The following is a 9,235-nucleotide window of genomic DNA, read 5'->3' as shown; positions in this document are numbered from 1 at the left end:
CTCCGTGGCAAAAATCACCAAAACCTTCCAGTACGGCAAGCACACCGTCACGCTTGAGACCGGCGAAGTCGCCCGCCAGGCCAGCGGTGCCGTCATCGTCAAGATGGACGACACCGTACTGCTGGTCACCGCCGTCGCCGCCAAGAGCGCGCGCGAAGGCCAGGACTTCTTCCCGCTGACCGTCGATTATCAGGAAAAGTTCTACGCCGGCGGCCGTATCCCGGGTGGTTTCTTCAAGCGTGAAGGCCGTGCGACCGAGAAGGAAACGCTGATCTCGCGCCTGATCGACCGTCCGATCCGCCCGCTGTTCCCGGAAGACTACAAGAACGAAGTGCAGATCATCGCCACGGTGATGTCGCTGAACCCGGACGTGGACGGTGACATCCCGGCCCTGATCGGTGCCTCGGCTGCCCTGGCCCTGGCCGGTACCCCGTTCATGGGTCCGATCGGCGCTGCCAAGGTCGGTTACAAGAACGGCGAGTACATCCTGAACCCGACCGTCAGCGAACTGGCTGACTCGCAGCTGGAACTGGTCGTCGCCGGTACCTCCAACGCCGTGCTGATGGTCGAATCCGAAGCCGCGCTGCTGTCCGAAGAAGTGATGCTGGGCGCCGTGACCTTCGGTCACCGCGAAATGCAGAAGGTCATCAACGCGATCAACGAGCTGACCGTCGAAGCCGGCACCAAGCCGTCGACCTGGGAAGCCCCGGCCAAGAACGACGCGCTGATCTCCGCCCTGAAGGAAGCCATCGGCCCGCGCCTGGGCGAAGCCTTCCAGGTGCGTGACAAGCTGCAGCGCCGCGACGCCATCTCGGCGATCAAGAAGGACGTGTTCGAAGCCCTGGCGGGCCGCGTGGCCGCCGAAGGCTGGAACCCGGCCGAGCTGTCGAAGGAATTCGGCGAGCTGGAATACCGCACCATGCGTGACTCGGTGCTGGACACCAAGGTCCGCATCGACGGCCGTGCGCTGGACACCGTCCGCCCGATCACCGTGAAGACCGGCGTGCTGCCGCGTACCCACGGTTCCTCGCTGTTCACCCGCGGCGAAACCCAGGCCATCGTGACCATCACCCTGGGCACCGCCCGTGATGGCCAGGTCATCGACGCCGTTGCCGGTGAGTACAAGGAAAACTTCCTGTTCCACTACAACTTCCCTCCGTTCTCGGTGGGCGAGTGCGGCCGCATGATGGGCCCGAAGCGCCGCGAAATCGGCCACGGTCGTCTGGCCAAGCGCGGCGTGCTGGCTGTCATGCCGTCGCTGGAAGCCTTCCCGTACACCATCCGCGTCGTTTCGGAAATCACCGAGTCGAACGGTTCCTCGTCGATGGCCTCGGTCTGCGGCTCGTCGCTGGCCCTGATGGACGCCGGCGTGCCGGTGAAGGCCCCGGTGGCCGGTATCGCCATGGGTCTGGTCAAGGAAGGCGATCGTTTCGTGGTCCTGTCCGACATCCTGGGTGACGAAGATCACCTGGGCGACATGGACTTCAAGGTGGCCGGTACCGCTGAGGGCATCTCCGCCCTGCAGATGGACATCAAGATCGAAGGCATCACCGAAGAAATCATGAAGCAGGCCCTGCAGCAGGCCAAGGCTGGCCGCCTGCACATCCTGGGCGAGATGGCCCACGGCCTGACCGCTCCGCGTGAAGAGCTGTCGGACTACGCGCCGCGCCTGCTGACCATCAAGATCCACCCGGACAAGATCCGCGAAGTGATCGGCAAGGGCGGCTCGACCATCCAGGCCATCACCAAGGAAACCGGCACCCAGATCGACATCCAGGACGACGGCACCATCGTCATCGCGTCGGTCAACGCCATCGCTGCCCAGGCTGCCAAGGCCCGCATCGAGCAGATCACCTCGGACGTCGAGCCGGGCCGCATCTACGAAGGCAAGGTCGCCAAGATCATGGACTTCGGTGCGTTCGTCACCATCCTGCCGGGCAAGGACGGCCTGGTCCACGTGTCGCAGATCTCCAGCGAGCGCGTCGAGAAGGTCGGCGACAAGCTGAAGGAAGGCGATGTGGTCAAGGTCAAGGTGCTGGAAGTCGACAAGCAGGGCCGTATCCGCCTGTCGATGAAGGCCGTCGAAGAAGGCGAAGGCGCCAGCGCCGAATAATCGATACTGCTGATCGTGCGGTGGGTGAGGACCGTTGGTCCTCACGCTTTCGCAAATGAAAAAGCGGGCTTCGGCCCGCTTTTTCTTTGCCTCGATGTTGCGAAGAGAAGCTCATCCAGGTCGCTGCATGTCCTGCTGCAGTGCATGAGGGCCGCCACGCGGCCATCGTTCTGTCTCGGTTGCACGGATCGCGCCTGTCCATGGGACAACATGCCGCGACACCCGTACCGCAGCCCCATCGGTTTGCTAACGTGGCGGCGCCTTCGAATCGGGAGATCTGCATGTTCCGCCAGACCGTGGCCGTCCTTGCCGTGCTGATTGCCGGTGTCTTGCCCACCGCCGCGCACGCGGCGCCCGCGCAGCCGCCGATCTTCGGCGCCTACTACCCGGGCGGCTCGGCCGAACGCTATCCGGTCTCGAGCATTCCAGCCGAGCGCCTGACGCATCTGTTCTATGCGTTCTCCACCATCGAGGACGGGCGCTGCACGATCGGTGCGGAAGCGCCGAAGAATTTCGCCGCACTGGCCGAACTCAAGAAGGCGCATCCGCACCTGCGCACGCTGATTTCGATCGGTGGCTGGGGTGCGGGTGGGTTCTCCGATGCAGCGCTGACCGAGGCCAGCCGCAAGCGCTTGGTCGATTCGTGCGTGGCGCTGTTCTTCGATCGCCATGCCGGCAGCTTCGACGGCGTGGACATCGATTGGGAGTTCCCGGTCAGTGGCGGACCGAAGGAGTTGGCGCATCGCCCGCAGGATCGCGTCAATCTGACCCGGCTTGCCCAGGCCTTCCGCGCGGCACTCGATGCGCGCGGCCGCCGGACGGGGCAGTCGATGCTGCTGACTGCCGCGCTGGCCGCCGGTCGCCTGCAGACCGATGGCCCCTACGATCCAGCAGCGAGCTATGACCTGCCGGCGCTGGCCAAGGTGTTCGATTTCATCAACCTGATGAGCTACGACATGGGCACCGGCTTCTCCTCGGTGTCGACCTTCAATGCGCCTCTGCATGAAGTGCCGGCCGATCCGCTGGCGCCGGAGCTGCGGCGCTGGAACAACGTGGCCGGCGCGGTGGAGTTCTACCGCGAGCACGGCGTGCCGGCCGGGAAGCTGGTGCTGGGCGTACCGTTCTACGGGCGCGGCTTCAAGGTCACCGGCGACGCCCCGGATGGGCTGTACCAGGCCTACAGTGCGCCGGCTGATGCCGGCGACTGGCGGGTGATCAAGGCGCGCTATCTCGACCAGCCGGGTTGGACGAAACACTGGCAGCCGCAGGCGCAGAGCCCGTGGCTGTACAACGCCGCGCAGAAGATCTTCATCAGCTATGAAGACCCGCGCTCGATCGGGCTGCGTGCGCAGTTCGCCCGTGAGCAGGGCCTGGCCGGGGTGTTCATGTGGGAACTGACCGGCGATGACGAACAGGCCAGCCTGCTCAATGCCATGCTGGGCCCCTGGCAGAAGGCGCGCATCGGCGATTGAGTATCGGGTGGCGCGTCGTGCTGGGCCCATGCCGCAACGTCACCGACTTGATACACACACTGCGGTGTACGTCGTTGCCCATGCCAAGCCGACTTCCAGTAGCACCGGGCCATGCCCGGCGAAGGCTCAATCGGCCCAGACGCTGTTGGGATCGCCGTTGCGGGCGCGGCGTTGGCTGGCCACGGCCAGACGCGCGAAGCCGAAGGCCATCGCCAGCGCGATGGCATCGACCCAGAACAGCGGCCAGTGCCCCCCTGCGGCGGCGCGCCACAGCCAGTCACCATTGAGTGCGCCGTGCAGCACCGGCACCAGCGCGGTACTGACCGCCGCCGCCCACAGCAGTTCGCGTGCCGCCTGCGCCGGGCGGCGCAGCGCGGCCCATAGCGCGCAGGCCGCCCAACTGCCGAAGCAGGCCCAGCGGATGCCGTGGTCGACCGCCGACGGTGCCAGCCGCTCCAGCACCAGTGCGGTGCCGAACGTGATGGAGATCGCCACGCACAGGCCGATGCACACGCCGACCGTGGCCCGCGCCATGTTCACACCGGCACGTGGCTGTTGCGGCTGGCGACGCTTGCGCCGCGACTCGATCCACAGCAGGTTGCCGGAGTAGAACAGGAACGCACCGCCGAGTCCGAGCAGGAAGTACAGCCAGACCACCACGCCATTGCCGAATTCGCCGAAGTGCAACGCGTAGGCGGCGCTGAGCGTGGCGTGGTTGGCGTCGCGCTGGCCCGGCAGCTGCGACGCGAGCAGATTGCCGGTGGCGACGTCCAATGCCACGGCACCAAGCGGGCCGAGGGTGCCACTGGCCTCGCCGGTGATCTCGATCGTCGCGTTGGCATCGCCGCCATTGGCCAGCTTCAGATAGGCCGGTTCGAAGTTGGCCACGCCCTGTGCGCGGGCCACTTCAAGTGCGCGCGCATGCAGCACGCGCAGGCTGCCCGGCGGTGCCGGGATGCCACTGGCATTTCGCACCGGCGCGGTGTCCATCGCAGTCGGTACTGCCTGCAGCGCGTTGCCGTCGTAGATCAGCGGATTGAGCAGGGCCATCTGCACGAACACCAGGCAGAGCAGGGCGCCGGTGACCGCGAACATCAGGTGGAAGGGCAGGCTGAGCACACCGACCACGTTGTGCGCGTCCTGCCACAGCTGCTTCAGGTTGCGACCCGGCCGCAGTGCGAACAGGTCGCCGAGCAGCCTGGGCAGGTGGATCACCAGGCCGCTCAGCAACGCCATGCCATACAGCAGGCTGACGATGCCCATCACGTAGATGCCGGCCACCGGCAGGCCGAGACTGTAGTGCAGTTCGTTTACCAGTTCGGCCAGTCCGGACTGCGGCGGCGCGGGGCTGCCGGCGATCTGCCCCGGCCACGCATAGCGCCAGCTGCCGTCATCGGCCTGCCAGTACGCCAGAGGCTGCGGGTGTTCGGTGCCGGGGAAGGTCATGCCGACGTGGCGGCGCGCTTCCGGATGCGCCGCCAGCACGTCCTCCAGCAGGTACTGGGCGTCATCCAGGCTGGCCGGGAGTGCCGTGGCGGCGCCCGGTGTCTGCCACCGCGGCAGGTCATGGTGGAACAGGGTCAGCGAGCCTGCGTAAAAAGCCACGAACAGGCCGAAGCCGGCCACCAGGCCGACCCAGGTGTGCAGGGTGGTGAACGTGCGCAGGGTCTGCGAACTGAACTTCATGGCGTGGATCTCATTGCACCGCGCCGGTCAGGCGCAGCAGCCCGAGCACGATGAAGCCGGTGGCGGCGCTGCCGCCCAGCACCAGCCAGGCGCGTAGCGCGCTGCGGAAGCTGAACGCCCACAGGGCGGCCAGCATCCACAGCGGGATGAAGGCGATCAGGGTAGGTACCAGCGCTCGCTGCCAAGGGCCCGGCGGAAGCCAGGCCAGCAGGCCGGTAACGGCGGCTGCAAGCAGGAAGCCGACGATGATGCCGGCGAAGGCGCGCGCCCACATCAGGGCAACTCCGTGCCTGGTCGGTGCCAGGAGGCCAGCGTCGGCAGCAGCATCGCCGCGAGCATCCAGGTGCACAGCATTGCCACCAGGCCGGCGGCGAAGCCGAGTTCGGCCATCCACAGCCACAGCGCGGCCGCAGCGGCGACCAGGCCGATCTGGTGGCCAAGACGCCCGGCGCGGCGCAGGCGCGGCCAGCGGCAGTGGGGCGAGGCCGCATAGAAGGCCAGTGCCGAGAACATCGCCGCCAGCATGCCCAGGCTGCAGAACCCCAGCGTGGAGAGGCCGACGGTGATCATCGCGGGCAGCCTGCGCGGCGGCGGGTCGGCGAACGCGGGGCACGGGCGGGGCCGGCGGCAGCCGGTCGAAGCGGGTGGCGCATCACGAGGTCCTGGGGGAAAGCGGGCAGGCTGGCACGGGGCGGGCTGCGCGCACATGGTAATCATTGCGTTTTCACGCCGCCAGCGCGGCTCATTCAGCGGGCCGTACGGTGGCCCTTGGGCTTTCCGGTGCGCTGGTTTAAGATCATCGCAGAACCCCTGACTGGAACAAGGTGGCCCGCGCCCAGCGCCGGCCGAGCGTGCGACATGAGCACTACCACCGCCCACTGTTGACCTGCCCCCGAAGGCCCTGCGTTCCAGGCGCCCTCGCGGCGCTTTTTTATTGCCCGGGCAACGGCCCGGGAACGCTTTCCAGCCCGCCCGGCGGGCCCCGCACGAAGCCACTGCGATGATCAACATTACCCTTCCCGACGGCAGCCGCCGCGAATTCGAAAACCCTGTGAGCGTCATGGAGGTTGCCCAGTCGATCGGCGCCGGCCTGGCCAAGGCCACCATCGCCGGTGCCGTGGATGGCGTGCTGGTCGATGCCAGCGACGTCATCGACCACGACGCCAGCCTGCGCATCATCACCGCCAAGGACGAGGAGGGCGTGGAGATCATCCGCCACTCCTGCGCCCACCTGGTCGGCCACGCCGTCAAGCAGCTGTACCCGGATGTGAAGATGGTGATCGGTCCGGTGATCGCCGAAGGCTTCTACTACGACATCTATTCCGAGCGCCCGTTCACCCCGGACGACATGGCCGCGATCGAGAAGCGCATGGGTGAACTGATCGCCCAGGACTACGACGTCATCAAGAAGATGACGCCGCGCGCCGAAGTGATCGAGATCTTCAAGGCCCGTGGCGAGGACTACAAGCTGCGCCTGATCGAGGACATGGCCGACGACATCCAGGCGATGGGCATGTACTACCACCAGGAATACGTGGACATGTGCCGCGGCCCGCACGTGCCGAACACGCGCTTCCTGAAGGCCTTCAAGCTGACCCGCATCTCCGGCGCCTACTGGCGCGGTGACGCGCAGAACGAGCAGCTGCAGCGCATCTACGGCACCGCCTGGGCCGACAAGAAGCAGCTGGAGGCGTACATCAAGCGCATCGAAGAAGCCGAAATGCGCGACCACCGCCGCATCGGGAAGCAGCAGGACCTGTTCCACCTGCAGGAAGAAGCCCCGGGCCTGGTGTTCTGGCACCCGAAGGGCTGGGCGCTGTGGCAGGTGGTCGAGCAGTACATGCGCAAGGTCTACCGCAACAGCGGCTATGGCGAAGTGCGTTGCCCGCAGATTCTGGACGTGAGCCTGTGGAAGAAGTCCGGCCACTGGGACAACTACCAGGACAACATGTTCTTCACCGAATCGGAGAAACGCACTTACGCGGTCAAGCCGATGAACTGCCCGGGCCACATCCAGGTGTTCAACCAAGGCCTGCACAGCTACCGCGACCTGCCGATCCGCTACGGCGAGTTCGGGTCGTGCCACCGCAACGAGCCGTCCGGCGCGCTGCACGGCATCCTGCGCGTGCGTGGCTTCACCCAGGACGACGGCCACGTGTTCTGCACGGAAAACCAGATCGAGTCGGAAGTGACTGCCTTCCACCAGCAGGCGCTGGCGGTCTACCAGCACTTCGGCTTCGACGAGATCCAGATCAAGATCGCGCTGCGCCCGGAATCGCGCCTGGGTGACGACGCCACCTGGGACAAGGCCGAAGGCGCGCTGCGCTCGGCGCTGACCGCCTGTGGCGTGGAATGGCAGGAGCTGCCGGGCGAGGGCGCCTTCTACGGCCCGAAGATCGAGTACCACCTGAAGGATGCCATCGGCCGTACCTGGCAGCTGGGCACGATGCAGGTCGACTTCATGATGCCTGGCCGCCTGGGCGCCGAGTACGTGGACGAGAACAGCCAGAAGAAGCACCCGGTGATGCTGCACCGGGCCATCGTCGGCTCGATGGAGCGTTTCCTGGGCATCCTGATCGAACACCATGCCGGCCAGTTCCCGGCCTGGCTGGCGCCGACCCAGGTGGTGGTGGCCAACATCACCGACGCCCAGGCCGACTATGTCTCGGGCGTGACCAAAACCCTTGCGGAGCAAGGCTTCCGCGTCAGCTCGGATTTGCGTAACGAGAAGATCGGCTATAAAATCCGCGAGCATACGTTGCAGCGCGTGCCCTACCTGCTGGTCATCGGTGACCGCGAGAAGGAAAATGGGGCTGTGGCGGTGCGTACGCGTTCTGGCGAAGACCTGGGCAGCATGAGCCTGCAGGCCTTCATCGAGCGGCTCCACGCCGAGGGCGCGTAAGCAAAGGTCCGGTCCGGGGGCACAGGCACCCGGGCCGGTTCGATACCCTTGGGAGAACGTAATATCAGCACCCCTGACAACAAACAGAACCGCAAGAATCAGGAAATCCGTGTGCCGCGCGTCCGCGTGATCGGCAGTGACGGAGAAATGATCGGCGTGTTGTCGCGCGACGAAGCGCTGTCCATGGCCGAAGATGAAGGCCTGGACCTGGTCGAAATCCAGCCGCAGGCCGATCCGCCGGTCTGCAAGATCATGGACTTCGGCAAGTTCAAGTTCGAAGCGCAGAAGAAGGCCAGCGAGGCCAAGAAGAAGACCAAGCAGGTCGAGATCAAGGAAGTGAAGTTCCGTCCGGTCACGGACGAGGGCGACTACCAGATCAAGCTGCGCAAGATGCGCGGGTTCCTCGAAGATGGTGACAAGATCAAGGTCAACATCCGCTTCCGTGGCCGTGAAATGAGCCACCAGGAGCTGGGCCGCGAAATGGCCAACCGGATCGAGGCCGATCTGGGCGAGGACATCGTCATTGAATCCCGTCCGCGCCTGGAAGGGCGTCAGATGGTCATGATGATCGCGCCGAAGAAGAAGACCTGAGGCCTGACGGGCTGCCTTTCGGGGCGCCTGGCTGAATGGTTCAGGGTAAGGGGGCGCCGCTGGCGTCCCTTTGCTTTTGTGGCGGGCCGGCGGGTTGCGGATGAAAGGCGGGCAGGGGCTGGTGGCAGGGCCGTTTTGCCTGTATCATGCCCGGCTCGACCCACCCAGGACGGGTCGTACGCCGATCATGGCAGGACGGAAAGAGCGGCCCAAGCCGCCGCCAGATCAGTCAGAAACCAGGGTCAAATCCCATCAAGGACATTGCAATGCCCAAGATCAAGACCAACCGGGCAGCGGCCAAGCGTTTCCGCAAGACCGCCTCGGGCAAGTACAAGTGCGGCCACGCCAACCGTAGCCACATCCTCACGAAGAAAGCGACCAAGCGTAAGCGTAATCTGCGTCAGACGGGCCATGTCCGTGCAGAAGACGCAGGCCGTCTGGACCGCATGCTCCCTTACCTCTGAGGAACTG

At 65.7% G+C, this 9,235-nt stretch carries 8 protein-coding genes; 5 read left to right on the top strand and 3 right to left on the bottom strand.

Annotated elements, in window-relative coordinates; translation table 11 throughout:
* Positions 1-4 precede the first annotated feature (4 nt).
* Complete coding sequence (gene pnp / locus G370_RS0110565; protein ID WP_005417884.1) at positions 5-2,113, top strand: polyribonucleotide nucleotidyltransferase; 2,109 nt, start codon at positions 5-7, stop codon at positions 2,111-2,113.
* Between the two features lie 281 nt (positions 2,114-2,394).
* Positions 2,395-3,585 (top strand): glycoside hydrolase family 18 protein, encoded by a 1,191-nt coding sequence (locus tag G370_RS0110560; RefSeq protein WP_019660573.1) that lies wholly within the window; start codon positions 2,395-2,397, stop codon positions 3,583-3,585.
* 126 nt (positions 3,586-3,711) lie between these two features.
* On the opposite strand, the gene G370_RS0110555 is transcribed toward G370_RS0110560, so the two are convergent.
* The 3 genes from G370_RS0110555 to G370_RS0110545 are packed head-to-tail and all read right to left on the bottom strand — an operon-like array spanning position 3,712 to position 5,841.
* Entirely contained in the window at positions 3,712-5,271 is a 1,560-nt protein-coding gene (locus G370_RS0110555; RefSeq protein ID WP_019660572.1) for a PepSY-associated TM helix domain-containing protein, read from the bottom strand.
* Positions 5,272-5,281: 10 nt separating this feature from the next.
* Positions 5,282-5,545 carry a hypothetical protein gene (locus G370_RS0110550; protein ID WP_019660571.1) on the bottom strand — a complete coding sequence of 88 codons (264 nt, stop codon included), beginning with the start codon at positions 5,543-5,545 and terminating at the stop codon, positions 5,282-5,284.
* Positions 5,545-5,841: a hypothetical protein gene (locus G370_RS0110545; RefSeq protein ID WP_019660570.1), complete on the bottom strand. Its 297-nt coding sequence runs from the start codon at positions 5,839-5,841 to the stop codon at positions 5,545-5,547. The genes G370_RS0110550 and G370_RS0110545 overlap by 1 nt, the downstream gene beginning before the upstream one ends.
* 430 nt (positions 5,842-6,271) lie before the next feature.
* On the opposite strand from G370_RS0110545, the gene thrS reads away from it, so the two are divergent.
* The 3 genes from thrS (at position 6,272) to rpmI (ending at position 9,228) form a co-directional block, all read left to right on the top strand.
* Positions 6,272-8,173 (top strand): threonine--tRNA ligase, encoded by a 1,902-nt coding sequence (gene thrS, locus G370_RS0110540; protein WP_019660569.1) that lies wholly within the window; start codon positions 6,272-6,274, stop codon positions 8,171-8,173.
* Between the two features lie 48 nt (positions 8,174-8,221).
* The gene (gene infC, locus G370_RS0110535) at positions 8,222-8,764 is read left to right on the top strand and encodes a translation initiation factor IF-3 (RefSeq protein ID WP_019660568.1); all 543 of its coding nucleotides are present in this window, start codon (positions 8,222-8,224) and stop codon (positions 8,762-8,764) included.
* 266 nt (positions 8,765-9,030) lie between these two features.
* Positions 9,031-9,228, top strand: a complete 198-nt coding sequence (gene rpmI / locus G370_RS1000000121355) for a 50S ribosomal protein L35 (protein ID WP_005410436.1) — start codon at positions 9,031-9,033, stop codon at positions 9,226-9,228.
* Positions 9,229-9,235 lie beyond the last annotated feature (7 nt).

This window comes from Stenotrophomonas hibiscicola ATCC 19867, assembly GCF_000382065.1.
In the GTDB taxonomy this organism is placed as follows: domain Bacteria; phylum Pseudomonadota; class Gammaproteobacteria; order Xanthomonadales; family Xanthomonadaceae; genus Stenotrophomonas; species Stenotrophomonas hibiscicola.
The sequence above is the reverse complement of the archived record's forward strand: the minus strand, read 5'-3'. Positions and strand labels throughout refer to the sequence as shown.

Bases quoted from the DNA above. Each gene is read 5' to 3' on its own strand.
- G370_RS0110550 (WP_019660571.1), bottom strand. From the start codon at position 5,545: ATGTGGGCGCGCGCCTTCGCCGGCATCATCGTCGGCTTCCTGCTTGCA.
- G370_RS0110545 (WP_019660570.1), bottom strand. From the start codon at position 5,841: ATGATCACCGTCGGCCTCTCCACGCTGGGGTTCTGCAGCCTGGGCATG.
- thrS (WP_019660569.1), top strand. From the start codon at position 6,272: ATGATCAACATTACCCTTCCCGACGGCAGCCGCCGCGAATTCGAAAAC.
- rpmI (WP_005410436.1), top strand. From the start codon at position 9,031: ATGCCCAAGATCAAGACCAACCGGGCAGCGGCCAAGCGTTTCCGCAAG.
- G370_RS0110555 (WP_019660572.1), bottom strand. From the start codon at position 5,271: ATGAAGTTCAGTTCGCAGACCCTGCGCACGTTCACCACCCTGCACACC.
- G370_RS0110560 (WP_019660573.1), top strand. From the start codon at position 2,395: ATGTTCCGCCAGACCGTGGCCGTCCTTGCCGTGCTGATTGCCGGTGTC.